The organism is Sphingobacterium sp. NGMCC 1.201703, assembly GCF_047784615.1.
Lineage (GTDB): Bacteria > Bacteroidota > Bacteroidia > Sphingobacteriales > Sphingobacteriaceae > Sphingobacterium.
In genome coordinates, this window is sequence record NZ_JBLOHD010000005.1 from 514776 (window position 1) to 532220 (window position 17445).

At 40.4% G+C, this 17445-nt stretch carries 16 protein-coding genes; 9 read left to right on the plus strand and 7 right to left on the minus strand.

Features of this window, described 5'->3' with window-relative positions:
* Positions 1-30: 30 nt before the first annotated feature.
* Entirely contained in the window at positions 31-1482 is a 1452-nt protein-coding gene (gene sufB, locus ACK8HY_RS13100; RefSeq protein ID WP_077437268.1) for a Fe-S cluster assembly protein SufB, read from the minus strand.
* Between the two features lie 333 nt (positions 1483-1815).
* Here sufB and ACK8HY_RS13105 point away from each other — a divergent pair, with 333 nt between their 5' ends.
* Together ACK8HY_RS13105 and ACK8HY_RS13110 are read left to right on the plus strand one after the other, a co-directional pair.
* Entirely contained in the window at positions 1816-2286 is a 471-nt protein-coding gene (locus ACK8HY_RS13105) for an Lrp/AsnC family transcriptional regulator (protein WP_028071042.1), read from the plus strand.
* A gap of 11 nt (positions 2287-2297) precedes the next feature.
* On the plus strand, positions 2298-3371 hold the full coding sequence (locus tag ACK8HY_RS13110) for a DUF6695 family protein (RefSeq protein ID WP_416133844.1): 1074 nt from the start codon (positions 2298-2300) through the stop codon (positions 3369-3371).
* Here the strand turns inward: ACK8HY_RS13110 and ung are convergent.
* Positions 3368-4042 (minus strand): uracil-DNA glycosylase, encoded by a 675-nt coding sequence (gene ung / locus ACK8HY_RS13115; protein WP_416133845.1) that lies wholly within the window; start codon positions 4040-4042, stop codon positions 3368-3370. The two genes, ACK8HY_RS13110 and ung, sit on opposite strands and share 4 nt — an antisense overlap.
* A 233-nt stretch (positions 4043-4275) precedes the next feature.
* Here ung and ACK8HY_RS13120 point away from each other — a divergent pair, with 233 nt between their 5' ends.
* A complete protein-coding gene (locus ACK8HY_RS13120) occupies positions 4276-4815 on the plus strand; it encodes a tetratricopeptide repeat protein (protein WP_077437270.1) in 540 nt (179 codons plus the stop codon).
* A gap of 85 nt (positions 4816-4900) precedes the next feature.
* Here ACK8HY_RS13120 and ACK8HY_RS13125 read toward each other — a convergent pair whose 3' ends face one another.
* Both ACK8HY_RS13125 and ACK8HY_RS13130 read right to left on the minus strand, forming a co-directional pair.
* Positions 4901-5368, minus strand: coding sequence for a hypothetical protein (locus tag ACK8HY_RS13125; protein ID WP_416133846.1), 468 nt, complete (start codon positions 5366-5368; stop codon positions 4901-4903).
* Positions 5369-5435: 67 nt separating this feature from the next.
* The gene (locus ACK8HY_RS13130) at positions 5436-5918 is read right to left on the minus strand and encodes a DUF4293 domain-containing protein (protein ID WP_120260439.1); all 483 of its coding nucleotides are present in this window, start codon (positions 5916-5918) and stop codon (positions 5436-5438) included.
* Positions 5919-6201: 283 nt separating this feature from the next.
* Here ACK8HY_RS13130 and ACK8HY_RS13135 point away from each other — a divergent pair, with 283 nt between their 5' ends.
* A complete protein-coding gene (locus ACK8HY_RS13135; protein ID WP_077437273.1) occupies positions 6202-6720 on the plus strand; it encodes a hypothetical protein in 519 nt (172 codons plus the stop codon).
* Between the two features lie 3 nt (positions 6721-6723).
* On the opposite strand, the gene ACK8HY_RS13140 is transcribed toward ACK8HY_RS13135, so the two are convergent.
* From ACK8HY_RS13140 to ACK8HY_RS13150, 3 genes are all read right to left on the minus strand, one after another.
* Positions 6724-8487, minus strand: a complete 1764-nt coding sequence (locus tag ACK8HY_RS13140; RefSeq protein ID WP_416133847.1) for an ABC transporter ATP-binding protein — start codon at positions 8485-8487, stop codon at positions 6724-6726.
* Positions 8484-9248: a tRNA pseudouridine(38-40) synthase TruA gene (gene truA, locus ACK8HY_RS13145; RefSeq protein ID WP_416133848.1), complete on the minus strand. Its 765-nt coding sequence runs from the start codon at positions 9246-9248 to the stop codon at positions 8484-8486. Before truA ends, ACK8HY_RS13140 begins: the two co-directional genes overlap by 4 nt.
* Before the next feature lie 304 nt (positions 9249-9552).
* On the minus strand, positions 9553-10854 hold the full coding sequence (locus tag ACK8HY_RS13150) for a UDP-N-acetylmuramoyl-tripeptide--D-alanyl-D-alanine ligase (protein WP_416133849.1): 1302 nt from the start codon (positions 10852-10854) through the stop codon (positions 9553-9555).
* Positions 10855-11166: 312 nt separating this feature from the next.
* On the opposite strand from ACK8HY_RS13150, the gene uxaC reads away from it, so the two are divergent.
* The 5 genes from uxaC (at position 11167) to ACK8HY_RS13175 (ending at position 17405) form a co-directional block, all read left to right on the plus strand.
* Positions 11167-12567 carry a glucuronate isomerase gene (gene uxaC, locus ACK8HY_RS13155; protein ID WP_077437277.1) on the plus strand — a complete coding sequence of 467 codons (1401 nt, stop codon included), beginning with the start codon at positions 11167-11169 and terminating at the stop codon, positions 12565-12567.
* Positions 12568-12572: 5 nt separating this feature from the next.
* A complete protein-coding gene (locus tag ACK8HY_RS13160; RefSeq protein WP_416133850.1) occupies positions 12573-13598 on the plus strand; it encodes a PfkB family carbohydrate kinase in 1026 nt (341 codons plus the stop codon).
* A complete protein-coding gene (locus tag ACK8HY_RS13165) occupies positions 13595-14239 on the plus strand; it encodes a bifunctional 4-hydroxy-2-oxoglutarate aldolase/2-dehydro-3-deoxy-phosphogluconate aldolase (protein ID WP_077437279.1) in 645 nt (214 codons plus the stop codon). Before ACK8HY_RS13160 ends, ACK8HY_RS13165 begins: the two co-directional genes overlap by 4 nt.
* A 33-nt stretch (positions 14240-14272) precedes the next feature.
* Positions 14273-15712, plus strand: coding sequence for an MFS transporter (locus ACK8HY_RS13170; RefSeq protein WP_077437280.1), 1440 nt, complete (start codon positions 14273-14275; stop codon positions 15710-15712).
* A gap of 73 nt (positions 15713-15785) precedes the next feature.
* Complete coding sequence (locus tag ACK8HY_RS13175; protein ID WP_416133851.1) at positions 15786-17405, plus strand: NADP-dependent glyceraldehyde-3-phosphate dehydrogenase; 1620 nt, start codon at positions 15786-15788, stop codon at positions 17403-17405.
* The last annotated feature ends 40 nt before the right edge of the window (positions 17406-17445 follow it).

Consider the following 17445-nt stretch of genomic DNA (forward strand, 5'->3'; position numbering starts at 1 on the left):
TATTATCTGGCTTGCTCAACTATTTTATATCTATCCTACTGAACCTTCTAAAGAAATCGCCAATAATTTCTGAGCTTCTACAGCAAATTCCATTGGCAACTGATTTAACACCTCTTTGGCATAACCATTAACAATTAATCCAACTGCCTTTTCAGAATCTATACCGCGTTGGTTCAAATAAAAGACTTGATCTTCACCAATTTTTGACGTAGTTGCCTCGTGCTCTAATTTTGCGGTCTTATTGCGGTTTTCGATATATGGAAATGTATGTGCCCCACATTTATCACCGATCAACAAAGAATCACATTGTGTAAAGTTTCGGGAGTTATCCGCATTCGGACCGATTTTTACCAAACCTCTATAACTATTATGGCTTTTTCCGGCAGAAATCCCTTTGGAAACAATTTTAGATTTTGTGTTCTTGCCTAGGTGGATCATTTTCGTCCCTGTATCCGCAACCTGAAAATTACGGGTCATCGCTACAGAATAAAACTCACCGATCGAATTATCGCCTTTTAGGATTACCCCTGGATACTTCCAGGTAATTGCTGATCCGGTTTCAACCTGCGTCCAGGAGATTTTACTATTATCACCTCTACAGATTCCACGTTTTGTTACAAAGTTAAAAATCCCCCCCTTGCCATCTTTATCACCCGGATACCAGTTCTGTACGGTAGAGTACTTAATCTCAGCATCGCGTTCAGCGATCAACTCCACCACTGCAGCGTGCAGTTGATTCTCGTCACGCATAGGTGCAGTACAACCTTCCAGATAGGAAACATAAGCCCCTTCATCCGCAACAATTAATGTACGCTCAAACTGACCTGTATTCTGTGCATTAATCCGGAAGTATGTAGAAAGTTCCATTGGACATTTTACTCCTTTTGGAACATAAACAAAGGATCCATCCGAAAAAACGGCGGAGTTTAATGCTGCGTAGATATTATCTGTTTGGGGAACTACTGTTCCCAAATATTTCTTTACTAAATCGGGATGTTCCTGAACCGCCTCGCCAAACGAACAGAAAATTACGCCCTGTTCTTTCAGCTTCTCGCGAAATGTTGTTTTTACCGAAACGGAATCAAAAACAGCGTCCACCGCTACTACACCTGCCAAGATCTTTTGTTCATCCAAAGGGATACCTAACTTTTCAAAAGTGGCAATTAACTCCGGATCAACTTCATCCATGGAATTCAGCTGTGGCTTTGCTTTTGGGGCAGCATAATAAGATAGATCTTGAAAATCAATCTCTGGAGCTCTGAAATTTTGCCAAGTAGGCATCTTTAACGTCAAGAAATGACGAAAAGCTTTCAATCTCCACTCCAATAACCATTCGGGTTCATTCTTTTTTGCCGAAATAAAACGAACCGTCTCCTCAGTGAGGCCTTTGGCTGCGATTTCCATTTCGATATCTGTCGTGAACCCGTATTTATATTCTTCGAGCTCCAGCTCTTTTAATAAATCGTCGTCTTTAGTACTCATATTGCGCTCTCACGGTTTAACTAATTCGGGAGGGGTCTAGCCTCCGCAACTATCGAACTGCAAAGTTACAATTTCAAAGCCAATAAAATACATTTTATATCCGCTCTAACAGGTATTTTTAATAAAAAAATGACATTTATCACTTCATTTCGTCGAAATGAGCACATTTCAAACGATTATGACAGTCAAATGATTTTAAATCAATTAAAATTATAACACACAAAACGATATATAATCAAAATCTATTAATCGTCAATAATTTTGTATATTATTAAATTTCCAAATATAATTTTGTATATTTACAAATACTATTGATTATTAAGACTCTAAGATATGCCATTTGCACCAGACAAAACAGATTTAAAAATTCTTAAGCTATTACAAGAGAATGGCCGCATTACCAATTTGCAATTAGCATCAAGTATTGGGCTATCCCCAGCACCAACATTGGAACGTGTAAGAAAACTCGAAAATTCAGGTTTCATCAAGAGTTACCATGCTTTTGTGGACGAGGAGAAATTAGGTCTTGGGATCAAATCCTTTATACAGATTTCACTGGATTTCCATACGCACAATGCGATTCCCGAGTTTGTTGCTGCCGTGAAGATGATTCCCGAAGTAACCGAATGCCATCACGTTACCGGCAATTGTGATTTTATTCTTAAGGTCTATGTGAAAGACATAAAAGCGTATGAAGGTGTAATTATGGAAAAAATTGCTAAAATCCCCTTTGTGAAAACATTCCAGACCATGATGATCATGTCTACAAGTAAAAAGGAACCAATCATTCCTTTGGAATATTAAACCAAGAATTTATGAAAACATCATCCCAATATCAGGATCTAGCAATGATCCTTGCTTGGCCTGATGCTACAATCCGTGGTGATGAGGCATGGATGATGTTTTTCAAGAAAATAGGATTCGTTAAAAACCTGAACTTTAAGGTCGGTCATACTGGTATTATTCTGATTGAGCGCGATACAGGTGAACTTCATTTTTACGATTTTGGCCGATACATTGCTCCGAGGGGTTACGGAAGAGCTCGCTCAAAAGATTCCGACCCCAAGTTAACCATTAAAACTAAAGCACAAATTGACGACGACCACATTGTAAACCTACTCGAAATTGTCCAGTTTTTTGAAGAAATAAAAGATGCCATGCAAGGTGTGGGTGATCTTTATTTTTCTATTGTCCAGGGAATAGATTTTTATAGCGGAAAAGCTTTCGCAGACCAATGGGTCCATAGAGGTTCATACCCCTATGGTGCAGTAGCCCTCAACGCCAATAACTGCTCCCGATTTATTGCAAGACTCCTCCTCCACGCCTCAAGAAGGTTTCATTTCTGGCATTCCATCAATTTCCCCGAAACGATAAAAGCAAGCCCAATGAGCAACCTGATAAATGCCTCTCCGAATAGATCGATCTATAAATATACAGAATCAGGCGGCCTTGAAATAATAAAAATGAACAGATACGCATCGCTACTATTTTTATTAAAAAAACTACGAACAAATATCTGTTCTGATCTCGCAGGGTCCCTACCCGAAGATATCACAATCGGCGGAATGGTACTAAAGGACAAACCTGGTTCCGTCCCAACCAAAGCGCAATATCTTGGCGGTGTTGGCGAAGGAGCCTGGTTCCATATCGAACCCATTGGCACCAGTCAGGCAATAATACATCGCTTTACTCCGAAAGGAAAACTAGAATACATAGTACTCGGAAAAGCCTGCCAACCGATAGATTTTGAAAGTCCTTATCAGATTACTTATGACAGTCACTTTCTATACAGCCATATCCTACAAGCTAATAATACCGTTAGATTTGAACATATTTATGTGCTGACTATTGGTGAAAAAGGTTTTTCTAAGAATGATAGATATGCCTAGGACAAACGCCAATCTATAGGAGTTTTACCATGCTCCCCCAAATATTTATTTGCCTTTGAAAAATGTTTGCTCCCAAAGAATCCCCTATAAACAGAAAGCGGTGATGGATGCACCGATGTCAAAATAAGATGTTTTCGTGCATCAATTAATACACTCTTCTTTTGCGCATAACTCCCCCATAGCATAAAAACCACATGTTCACACTGTTGCGAAATAGCGTGTATAATACTATCGGTGAAAACTTCCCAGCCTCTTTTTTGATGGGAACCAGCCAAATGCGCCTGCACAGTTAATGTCGCATTGAGCAACAAAACCCCTTGTTTAGCCCAAGCTGTCAGATCCCCGGATCGGGGTTCCACAAATCCTTCGATATCATCTTGTAGCTCCTTAAATATATTTTTTAAGGAAGGTGGCGGAACGATTCCTTCTGGGACAGAAAAAGATAGTCCATGTGCCTGGCCATCGTTATGATAGGGATCCTGCCCCAGGATAACAACTTTAACATTTTGGAGCGGGGTAAGTCTAAAAGCGTTCATAACCAGATCAGCAGGCGGAAATACCTTTGCCTGCTGACGCTCTTGTTGCACAAAGGCAGACAATTGTTTCATATAGGGCTGACTGAACAAAGGTTTCAATATCGGAGCCCAAGAATCATCATATAGTTTTTCCATAAACCAAACATAGATAAAGTTATATGCAATGGCAAATTTATTCAATTCTGTCCATTCATAAAGTACTTATAATGGCTACGTCGGTTCTCGTCCTAAAGCGATATCTGACAACCGTCATATACGCGGAAAACATAATTTTACAAAATAACCACTTGAACAAGTTGCTTAAACGACGAAATTAACGGATATTTGCAGAATTAAATTGAACACAAATATTTTTTAAACATAGATTTATGTCAAATCTCGTTAGAATCATCATTTGCAGTGCATTGCTGATTGGAACAGTTGCTTTATTTTGGACCGGAAATTGGGGATGGGGAATTCTAGGCATCTTGATCACTATCCTAGGCTTTGTCACTGTATTTTTCCATGAATACATGCTCATCGCGCAATGGTATATGCGCAAACAAGATATGGCTAGCGCCGAAAAATGGCTGAGGAAAATCACAAATTATGAAAAACAATTGATCCCACAACAACACGGTTATTACAACATGTTGATTGGATTGATCGAATCTCAACGTGCTCCGATGCAATCGGAAAAATATTTCAAAAAAGCATTGGCACTTGGGCTTCACATGGACCACAACATTGCATTGGCAAAATTAAGCTTAGCTGGTGTTGCCATGGCAAAACGGAATAAGCGCGAAGCAGAAAAATTACTTCAAGAAGCCAAAAAAGCTGACAAGAATAAATTGTTGGCTGACCAGATCAAAATGATGAAAGATCAGATGGGTATGCTGGACAAACAACAAATCCGATACAACCGATAGGTTGAGGCAAATTGCTAAAGACTAAAAAAAGCGCTGTGATCTATGAAGATTACAACGCTTTCTTATTTTACCCTGTTCCGATCAACTATTTATTCAGCAAGATAGGGACATCCAAAAATTTACCTTCCTCCTCGCTACTCTCAAAAACAAGCTTAATGCTAACGGGTGTATCCGTCTTCTTCCAGTCTTTCACAATTACCTGGATATCTACCGGCTTATCCTCTTCGAGCAAATAATGCAAATAATTCTGTTTGTCCTCAAACTTTATCTGTACATTGCCCATCTGAATCGAAGAGAAAAAGTGAGGCTGCTTCTTTTGATCTAAGATCTGTGTGGAGAACGTATTCATTTTAAATTCGCGCGGATCTTTACTATAAGAGATTGCGAACAAATTAATAACCAGTTCATTTGTTGTCTTGTCTACATGAAACTCTTTTAAATCAAACTGAATATCATCGACAACCAGTAATGAATCTGCCGACTGGGCCCGTATGGCACCGCCTACAAAGCAAAGAAAAAGTAGGGTGGCAACGCAACGAAAAAATACTTTCATATATTATACTATTTAAAAAAGCCACGCTAACCGTGGCTTTCTATATTAAAAATCTATTTAAATAAAATTATGCGCGCAAACGATCAGCTGAGCGAATCAATTTTTCATCCCGTCGCACTCCACCTAATGCTAGCGCACAGAAAATAATTGATATCGGCAATAAAAAGAAACCTACCCCAATATTACCAGCCCCCAAAAATTGATTAACAGTTGTGAGATGTGTACTTGCCGAAGAATAAAGCCAAATCGCGAAAAAGATAATCGCAACAATCTCTACCCATATCAGCAGGAGCTGTACCTTACGCTGTTTAAATTTGAAGATCGTGAAGATCGGGAGCAATCCCAATAGGGCTGTCACGATGGTCTGCAGAATATAACCAAAACCACCTTCATGCACCGGCTGTCCGGCGGCAACACCATAAACACCGGTCACCTTTACATTCTTTCCCAAACCGACTAAATCACTGTAATTTACATAAGGGAATAAGAACAAGCCGAATATAACTAATCCTGCCACTAATAAATAAACAGTTTGGATACGTTGAATCATATTTTAATTTTTGTATATCAACAAATATAATAAGCTTTCTTTCTATTTAGAAATCAGAACAATCGAAAGAGCTATTTTGTTGCAACTTTTGGTAGATAAAACACGCCCTTTGATCTTTAAGTCACCTATAATTTACTCCAAACTCATTCTTTGTCGCAGCGGAATACTCACTATACTGTGTGCGAATCCAATACCAGTCCCGATTCACTATTCCAATATTGATGCGAGTTACCTCATGGAGTTCTTTTCTGAAAGCACTATCTTTGCACAAATTTAAAAGATCATGCTATACATATATGGAGCAACAGCACATGCAAAAACTGCGGTAGATGTTGCAGAGGATTTAGATATCGAAATCGGTGGCCTTATTGACAAATCTTTGTTGATAGAGGATGTATTTGACTATGAGGTCCAGCTCCATCATCAGGTTAAAGATGCTGCAGAAAATTTCTTTGTTGCTGTTAAAAATCCTGGGCTCCGCGAAAGAATTGTCTCTGAAAATCCAGAATGGAATTTTCAATCCTTAATCCACCCTAAAGCCTATGTTTCAAAAAGAGCTGAAATCGGCGAAGGTTGTATCATTCTTCCTGGAGCAACGATAGCCCCGGATGTACAGATTGGCAATCATTGTATCATTTCGGGTTCGGCAGTCATTGAAAGCAACACCATCATTGAGGACTTTGTGAACGTTGGACCAAATGTCTCCATTGGAGCCAATGTACTCGTAGGCCGAGGATCAGAAATCAAAGCGAATACGCATATCGAAGACGAAGAAACCATCCCCAAAGAGAGTGTCGTTTAATGACTAAATTCCTGCGGAATGGAACTGTAGATCGTATAGCTTTTTATAGTAACCATCAAAAGACAAAAGCTCTTGATGTGTTCCTATTTCCTTAATTTCACCTTTATCCAATACGATGATCTTGTCTGCCTTCTGAATGGTGGACAAGCGGTGGGCAATGACAATGGATGTCCGTCCCCGCATTAAATTGTCAATCGCACTCTGGATCATTTCCTCTGTTTCGGTATCTACAGAAGAGGTCGCTTCGTCTAACACCAGAATTCTCGGATCATGCACCAATGCCCGAATGAAGGAAATTAATTGCGCCTGTCCTGCTGACAGTGTAGCTCCCCTTTCCCTGACATCATAATCGTATCCACCCGGAAGCCGCATAATAAAATCATGTGCGCCCACTTCTTTCGCTGCCTCGATGACCTGCTCCCTAGAAATTGAAGGGTCCCCTAATGTAATATTATTGATGACAGTATCTGAAAAAAGAAATACATCTTGTAACACCGTTGCAATGGTATTTCTTAGATAATCAAGATCATAATCGCGGATATTTACACCATCTAGTAAGATTTGACCCTTATTGACTTCGTAAAATCGGCTTAGGATGTTAATAGTTGATGATTTTCCGGCCCCCGTAGCCCCAACCAAAGCCAATGTTTCACCGGGTTGTACATTGAAATTCACATCCTTTAACACCCAATTCTCATCGTTATAGGCAAACCAAACATGCTTAAAAGCAATTTCCCCTTTGATATACTCAGGCTTCAGAGTTCCCAAATTGGGCGTCATCTCGTCTGTATCCAAAACCTCAAATATACGCTCAGCACTCACCATACCCATTTGAAGTGTATTGAATTTATCGATAAGCTCACGAATAGGCCGAAAAATCATGTTGATATACATGATAAAGGCGACGACCACACCCGGCGAAATCACATCGCCCATAATCTGTTTGGCTCCAAACCAGACCAACAGGCCAAGTGAAATGGCCATGATGATTTCAAGAACAGGGAAAAAGATAGAGAAGTACCAGTTCGTACGGATATGCGCATTCCTATGCTGTGCATTGATCTCCTTAAATTTATCCATCTCCTGCTTTTCGCGTGCAAAATATTGGATAATCCCAACTCCAGTGATATGTTCCTGCAAAAACGTATTTAAATTAGACACCCATTTCCGGACATCTATAAAAGCGGCTTTCATCGCCTCTTTAAATACATAAGTTGCGGCGATCATCAAAGGCATCGGAATAAGCACGATCAGCGTTAATTTCCAATCCGAATAGAACATGACCCCCAATATCACGGCCAGTTGCAATAGGTCGCCAATAATCTGAATCAATCCCTCAGAGAAGATATTGGAAAGTGTTTCCAGATCAGATATCGTCCGTGTAATCAGCTTTCCCAAGGCTGTTCGATCAAAATACTTAAGGCGCAACTGTACGATATGATTAAAGACCTGGATACGAATATCCTTGATAACAGACTGCCCCAGGGTATTTGTCATCAAGGTATGGTAATAACGGATTAAGGTCTGCACGATGACCAGCGCCAGCATGGCAATCAGCATATACGACAATCCGCCAGTGTCAAAATTCAAGATATAATTGTCTAATGTATGTTGGATAAGCATAGGCAGTGCAGGAGCTACCGCCGCCAATAGGATCGTTAAAACGACCGATATCCAAAATGCAACATGATAGGGCCGCATATAGCGACTCATGCGTCGCAACAAATTGACATCGTATGTTTTGCCTGTTATTTTATCTTGACTCACGTTAATTTTATATAAGGGTACGCTACTTCTGTTAAATACAATCCATGTGCAGGGACAGATACACCCGCCTTGCCGCGACTTTTACTCTCAATCACTTCTTTCATAAAGGAAGCCGGTTTGCCCTTTAGTCCAATCTCCAACGAAGTTCCTACAATAGCACGGACCATATTGCGCAAAAAACGATCTGCGGTAATATGAAAAACGAGATCCTGCTCGTTATGCCATAACCATTCTGCTCTACGAATATCACAAATATTTGTAAACACTTGGGTATGAGACTTGCTAAAACATTCAAAATCTTGCCTACCCAACAAAAACCGGGCAGCTTCGTTCATTTTATCGACGTCCGGACGGTCGCGCATGAAACAGGAATAAGGATAAATAAACGGATCTTTATGGAAATGAAGGTGGTACTCATAAGATCTATGCGTCGCATCGAATCGAGCATGCGCATCGTCCGCAACTTCAATCAACCTTTTCACCGCTACATCAAAAGGCAATAGGGCATTAAGTGAATGAATAAAACGCTCCGGTTTTGCTAATATCCCAACAGGAACTGCATCAAAATGAGCATACAATTGTTTCGCATGTACCCCGGTATCCGTTCTCCCTGCTCCGGTAGTCTCAATAGGTTCACGCAACAATATCTCCAAAGCTTTATTCAGCACCTCCTGTACCGAAATTGCATTGTTTTGGACCTGCCATCCATGATATGCTTGCCCAAAGTAGGCTATTTCTAAAAAAAAACGTTTTTTATCCATTATGCAATACAAAGGTACATTTTTCCAAATGAGCTACATTTCCCCGAAAGACTATTTTGCTCATTTTCGTCAATATTTAATCCTCACATGACAAAACTTGAGCCGGCTTTAAATTCTAATCTCCCGGGAAATAAGGAAATTACTCAGGTATAATTAAAACAAGTGTGGATTTAACAGCACTTTGAGTTCGCACCAAGTCTGTATTAAGCCTAACCTTTTAAGCCCATTTAGCACGATAACATTGAAGCTATAGCCCGGATATAGTCTGCCGACTTGGTTTTACCCTAGGAAAAATAAAAAGAACCTAAAGTATGTCTATCAGATTTTCAAAGGCCATGCCACGGGAAGCTTTTAATAATACTGTAGCTCCGATAATCGGTTCTTCTTGCAATGCAGTCTTCGCTTCTACTGTCGTTTCATAAAACTCGGCATCATCATTTCTATGCTCAAAAAATGCTTTTCCAACAAAAATCTTGCGGTCAGCGAACATACTCCTTACATTATCTACGATTTTCCGATGCTCTTCAAAAGATTCTGCTCCAAGTTCAAACATATCTCCCAGGATAACCGCCTTCTTATCGGCCTCAATAATCCGAATATTATCCAAGGCAGCAGCCATACTCGTTGCATTGGCATTATAATAATCACAGATCACTGTATTTTGAGCTGTCTTCATGATCTGAGAACGATTGTTGGTTGGTGTATAACCTTCAATACCTGAATTGATTTCCTGCGGAGAGATACTGAAATGTAGCCCTACTGCAATAGCGGCTAAAAAGTTCTCTGTATTGTATGAACCTGTAAGTTGCGTATCTATCAAATAGGTCTGTGGATCTACTTTTGTCTTCCAGGAAATCTGCAACAACGGATTTGCTTTCATCAATTTACCGATGACATCATTACTCTCTGAAAATCCGTAAGTCACAATTTCAGCAATTTGACGGGCTGCAGCCATTTCGCCAAGATGTGGGTTATCCCCCTGCAAAAAAAGTGTTCCTTGGTGATCCTGAAGCCAATCGTATAGTTCCCCTTTAGTTTTCTTAACACCTTCAAAAGAACCAAATCCCTCTAGATGTGCCTTACCCACATTGGAGATCAGTCCATGTGTTGGTTCAGCGATGGCGCATAAAAAGGCTATTTCTCCGAGATGATTTGCCCCCATTTCTATAATGGCAACTTCCACAGTTGCATCAATGGCCAACAAGGTCAAAGGAACGCCAATATGATTATTTAGATTCCCTTTTGTGGCATAAGTCTTATATTTCTGAGAGACAACCGAATATAATAATTCCTTTGTTGTTGTCTTTCCATTCGTTCCTGTTACACCGATAACGGGAATATTTAGCTGTTTCCGATGATGGTTTGCCAAGCCCTGTAGTGCTGTCAACACATCTTCTACCAAGATATATTGTTCCCCTTTTTTATAAATTTCCTCATCAATGACAACATACTTCGCTCCGATTTCAAGAGCCTGCTCCGCAAAGGTATTTCCATTGAAATTTGCGCCTTTCAGTGCAAAGAATATACTATCCTTCTCAATTTTACGCGTATCTGTTGTAATATTTGGATACTGTTTATAAATCTGATATAGCGATTGAATGTCCATGTTTAGAAATTTGATGAGCAAATATAACCATTCTGCCTGATTTCAGATAAATGGAGAAGCACATCTAAAATAATTGGATCCCAAATACAATCCCCGATAACGTTTGCGCATTTATTTTAATCAATTTTCTTTAACTAAGGCTTTAATATTGGTAATTTCATTGACCAATTAAACAGTTTGAAATGCGGACGACCAAACTTTCAACTCTTTTACAATTTTTCTTTCCTTTCGCTTCAACAGCGAAAGTTTTAATTCTTGTAATCGTAAAAATGGTATTGTAGCAAATGGAGACAAGCTTATAAATTATATAATATGAAAGCTTTTTTAGACGAGAATTTTTTATTGAATACCAAAACAGCGGAAGAGCTGTACCACTATTATTCAAAAAACCTACCCATCATTGATTACCATAATCATCTGATTCCAGAGCAGATAGCCAATGACATCAAGTTTGACAACATCAGTCAGGCCTGGTTACATGGAGATCATTACAAATGGCGAGCCATGCGGGCAAATGGGGTTAACGAACGTTATATCACCGGGGATGCATCTGATGAGGAAAAATTCATCAAATGGGCAGAGACTGTCCCCTATACGTTACGGAATCCGCTTCATCATTGGACACACCTTGAGCTACAGCGCTATTTCGGCATAACAGATGTACTTTCTCCAAAAACCGCAGCCAAAATATATGCGGACACAAGTGCGCAACTGCAACAGGACAGCCATTCTGTTCGGGGACTGCTTCGAATGATGAATGTAGAAGCCGTCTGCACAACCGATGACCCTATTGATAACCTCCGATATCACCAGCAGTTTGCCCAAGAAAAGGAATCATTCAAAATGCTTCCGGCATTCCGCCCAGATAAGGCGATGAACGCTGACGACATCACTGCGCTTAATCAGTATATAGACAAACTTGAAAAAATAAGCAACCGGGAAATCAATGATTTGCAAGAATACCTGGATGCATTGAAATCTAGGCATGATTTCTTCGCTGCCAATGGTTGTAAGGTTTCCGATCATGGATTAGAGCAAATTTATGCGGAGGAATATACGGAACAGGAAATTAAAAGTATATTCAATAAGATCAGAAGCAAAAAAGAAATCAGTGCTACCGAGAATCTCAAATTCAAGTCAGCGATGTTGATTTATTTTGCCGAATGGGATTATGAAAAGGGTTGGGTACAGCAATATCATATTGGCCCATTGCGCAACAACAATGCCCGCATGCACCGTTTGATCGGCCCCGATACAGGTTGGGACTCTATTGGGGATTTCAGTCAAGGACGGACTTTGTCAAAATTTTTGAATAAATTAGATAATGGGAACAAACTGACCAAGACAATCTTATATAATCTTAATCCAGCAGACAACGAGCTCTTTGCGACGATGATAGGGAATTTCAATGATGGTTCCATAAAAGGAAAAATGCAGTTTGGTTCGGCTTGGTGGTTTTTGGATCAAAAAGATGGTATGACAAAACAGATCAATGCGCTATCAAATATGGGCTTGTTAAGTCGATTTGTTGGTATGTTGACTGATTCCAGAAGCTTCCTTTCCTTTCCACGGCACGAATATTTTAGAAGACTACTCTGCAGTATCTTCGGACAGGATATCGAAAACGGCGAAATCCCGAATGATATTGAATGGGTAGGAAAAATTGTACAGGATATCAGCTATAATAACGCAAAAGAATATTTTGAATTTTAATGAAAATGCAAGGTAAAGTATTAAATTTTGGAGAATTGTTGCTGCGGATCTGTCCAGACATCGAGCAGGATTGGATTGAACAGCACCAACTCCCTTTTTATATTGGAGGCGCAGAATTAAATGTGGCTACTGCATTGGCCCTTTGGGGCGTGCCATCATCTTATTTATCAGCAATTCCTCAAAATGCAATCTGTGAAGCAATTGATCGCTATTTAAAACGAAAAAATATAGACACCACTCCCATGCAATGGACAGGAGATAGGCTAGGGATTTATTACCTACCTAAAGGAAAAGATCTGAAAAACGCAGGGGTAATCTATGACCGGGCCAACTCCTCTTTTGCTAGCCTCAAAGTAGACAGTATAGACTGGGATAAGGCATTTTCGGATGTTCAATGGTTCCATTTCTCTGCAATCTGTCCTGCAATCAGTGCAGACATTGCCGACCTCTGCCTGCAAGCGGTTAAAGTGGCTCAAGAAAAAGGGATTTTTGTGTCTTTAGATCTTAATTACCGTTCAAAACTCTGGAAATATGGTAAGGATCCCAAAGATATTATGCCGGAGATCTCAAAACACTGTAATCTAATTATGGGCAACATCTGGGCTGCACACCAAATGCTTGGCACACAGCTCGACAGCAAGTTTATCACACAGTCTGCGGGATACGCAGAAAAGGAATTATTACGGCAAGCAGAGCAAACAAGCAAGGAGATTATAGCGAACAATCCGCTGTGTCAGTATGTGGCCAACACCTTCCGATTTGACTATGAATCCAAAGGAATAAAATATTATACAACCTTATTTGATAGGGATAATTTATTTAAATCAACGGAGTACAATGCGGTAGAGATTTTGGACAAAGTGGGCAGTGGAGACTGTTTTATGGCCGGCCTGATCTATGGCTTATATTCCAACCTTTCGCCAAAGGAGACTCTGGAGTTTGCAACGCTCGCAGCATTTGACAAACTTTTTATTCCCAGCGATGCCACAACAAGTACTGTTGAAGATATAAAAAATAGAATGATAGCATGAGTTTGAAAGAGAAAGTATTAGAAAAGATAATTGAACAGGGGATGCTTCCTTTGTTTTTCCATAATGATAAAGAAGAGAGCATTCATATTCTTCGTACGTTATATCAGGCAGGTATACGTGTCTTTGAATTTACTAACCGTGGGCCTGAAGCACTGGCTGTCTTCGAAAGCCTGCTCGCAGTAAGGGATCTTGAGATGCCAGATCTTTATCTGGGTATTGGCACCATTAAATCCGTCGAAGATGCAACGCAATTTCTCCAAATCGGCGCAGATTTTATTGTCGCCCCCTTGGTCAACCCTGCGGTTGGAGCACTGGTACATGAACAAGATAAACTTTGGATTCCGGGTTGTATGACACCGACCGAGATTTATATTGCTCAACAGCAAAAAGCCGCACTCATCAAATTGTTTCCGGCAAATATCTTGGGACCAACATTCATGTCCGCTATACGTGATCTTTTTAAAGGCCAAAAGTTTATGCCTACAGGTGGGGTCGAAATCGAAATGGAAAATTTGAAAACATGGTTCAAATCCGGCGTATGTGCTGTTGGTATGGGCAGCAAACTGATCGATCCAAAAAATACGGATCAATTAGCTGAAAACGCAAAACTCGCGCTCGAGCTTGTGTCGAAAGCACGATAAACTTAAAAAAAACAAAATTATAAACCTATTATGATGAATACGGAGAAAAAGGGAAATTACCGTTGGGTAATCTGCTCCCTACTATTTTTTGCTACTACGATCAATTATTTGGACCGTCAGGTACTTTCCTTGACCTGGAAAGATTTTATTAGCCCCGAATTCCATTGGACAAATACAGACTATGGCAATATTACAGCCTTATTTTCTATTTTTTATGCCATCAGTATGCTTTTTGCAGGTCGCTTTGTAGATTGGATGGATACAAAAAAAGGATTTTTATGGGCTATTGGGGTTTGGTCTATCGGCGCCATATTGCACGCTTTTTGTGGCATCGCGACCTCCGGCATTGTCGCCGGTGAATGGTTTGTAGGCTTTGAAGGTGCAAAAGAAGCGATTTCTCATGTTAACAATGCTGGTCTCGTCATTAGCGTCAGTGTCAACTTATTTATCTTTGCCCGTTTTATACTCGCTGTTGGAGAGGCAGGAAACTTTCCCGCGGCAATCAAAGCTACCGCCGAGTACTTCCCAAAGAAAGATCGCGCCCTAGCGACAAGTATCTTCAATTCTGGTGCAACAATAGGCGCCTTGGCAGCTCCTTTAACCATTCCTGTCATCGCTGCACATTGGGGCTGGGAAATGTCATTCATTATTATTGGGGCCCTAGGATTTGTCTGGATGGGTTTCTGGATCTTCCTCTATAAAAAGCCGCACGAAAATCCGAAAGTAAATGCAGCTGAATTGGCATACATTCATCAAGATGACCATGAACATCAAACAGAACAAACCGGAACAGTAAAACAACCAAGAACCACAATTTCCGAATGCTTGAAATACAAGCAAACATGGGCTTTTGTCTTCGGAAAATTTATGACAGACGGAGTTTGGTGGTTTTTCCTATTTTGGATGCCGGCCTATCTCTCCGCTGTATACGATATAAAATCGTCCGATACAGAAGGGCAGTTGGCGATATTTGTACTCTATGCAATTACAATGCTTTCCATTTATGGAGGCTGGTTACCGACCTATTTCGTTGAGAAAAAAGGGATGAATGCCTATGAAGGCCGTATGAAAGCCATGCTTTTATTCGCTTTTGTACCATTAGTGGTTCTCTTTGCCCAACCATTGGGACATATATCCTATTGGATACCTGTGATCCTGATCGGATTTGCAGGTGCGGCACACCAGTCATGGTCCGCTAATATTTTTTCGACAATCGGAGATGCCTTCCCAAAACGTTCCATTGCAACGGTTACCGGAATCGGTGGGCTTGCAGGTGGGGTTGGTGCTTTTATCATCAACAAAACATCGGGATGGTTATTCGATTATGCGAAGGAAACGCAAATGACCTTTATGGGTTTTAAAGGCGAAGAAGCGGGATATTTCATCATCTTCTCTTTTTGCGCGATTGCCTACTTGATTGCATGGATCGTAATGAAAACACTAGTACCTAAACTTATTTTAATAAAAAATTAACATATATTGTAAAATTTATAGTATATTAGCAATATCATTACAAATATCAATCTAAACCATTTTTTAAAAAACAATGAGCTTAAACTTAGAAGGTATCTTCTATGAGGAGAAAAACATTCCCGCAGAATTTACACTGGACGAACAGGTCGATCAAAGAGAGTTCCTTTCCAATGGAGAAATGATTTCTTGGACGGGTCAAGTAAACGAGGTATTTTCACCGATTTGTGTGAAGACCAAGGATGGCTTGAAACGTAAGCGCATCGGCAGCTTTCCTGTTTGTACAGAAAAAGAGTCCATCGAAGCCCTTGACGCTGCTGTACAAGCATACGACAACGGACGTGGAGAGTGGCCAACAATGAGTGTTGCCGATCGTATTACCTGTGTTGAAAATTTCACACAAAAGATGATTGCCAAGAAGGACATTGTTGTCAAGCTTATTATGTGGGAAATCGGCAAGTCTTATGCAGACTCTGTAAAGGAATTTGACCGCACAGTAGAATATATCTATGCGACAATCGATGCACTAAAAGATATAGACCGTGATTCATCACGTTTTCAAATTGAACAAGGTATTATTGCACAGATCAGAAGATCGCCTTTAGGTGTTGTCTTATGTATGGGGCCATTCAACTACCCGTTAAACGAAACGTTTACGACATTGATCCCCGCATTGATCATGGGGAATACGCTGCTGTTCAAACCACCTAAACACGGAACGCTATTACATTACCCTCTATTAGAAGCCTTCAGAACAAGTTTTCCAAAAGGTGTAGTTAATACCATCTATGGTCGCGGCAACAAGATCGTGCCCAGCTTGATGCAATCCGGCAAGATCAATGTCCTGACTTTGATAGGATCCAGCCGTGTAGCTGACGAACTTAAAAAGTTACATCCAAAGGTGAATAGATTGCGTGCAATATTAGGATTAGATGCCAAAAATGCAGCAATTATTACAAAAGATGCGGACTTAAACTTAGCCGTCTCGGAGACCGTATTGGGTTCACTATCTTTCAATGGACAGCGTTGTACAGCATTGAAGATAATCTATGTACACCGGAGCTTAGCACAGGAATTTTTAAAACGCCTCTCTGCCGAAGTGAGCAAACTTAAATATGGGATGCCGTGGGAAAAAGGAGTTTCCTTAACACCGCTTCCAGAAGTTAATAAGCCGGCTTATCTGACGGAATGTATCGAAGATGCGAAAGCCTATGGTGCAAAAGTAGTGAACGAGAACGGCGGCCAGGTTGCCGAATCATTTTTCTATCCGGCCATTGTCTATCCCGTGAATTCGCAGATGAAGCTTTATAGAGAAGAACAATTTGGACCTGTTATCCCTGTCGTGCCCTTTGATGACCTAGAGGAGCCTATTGAATACCTTATCGGTTCATCACATGGACAACAGGTAAGTATTTTCAGCAATAATGCTGCTGTAGTCTCCTCCTTGATTGATCCATTGGTCAATCAGGTAAGCCGTGTCAACATCAATTGCCAATGTCAGCGCGGTCCAGATACCTTCCCATTTACCGGAAGAAAAGATAGCGCCGAGGGAACATTATCTGTGGTGGATGCTTTACGCTCCTTCTCCATCCGCTCTTTGGTGGCAGCCAAGTTTACCGAGGAAAACAAAAAGCTCCTAAATGAGATTGTCAGCGAAAATGAATCGAACTTCCTGAGTACAAAGTATATTTTTTAGTAGTTAGTATAAACCAAAAGAGGGCGTCCATTTAATTGGA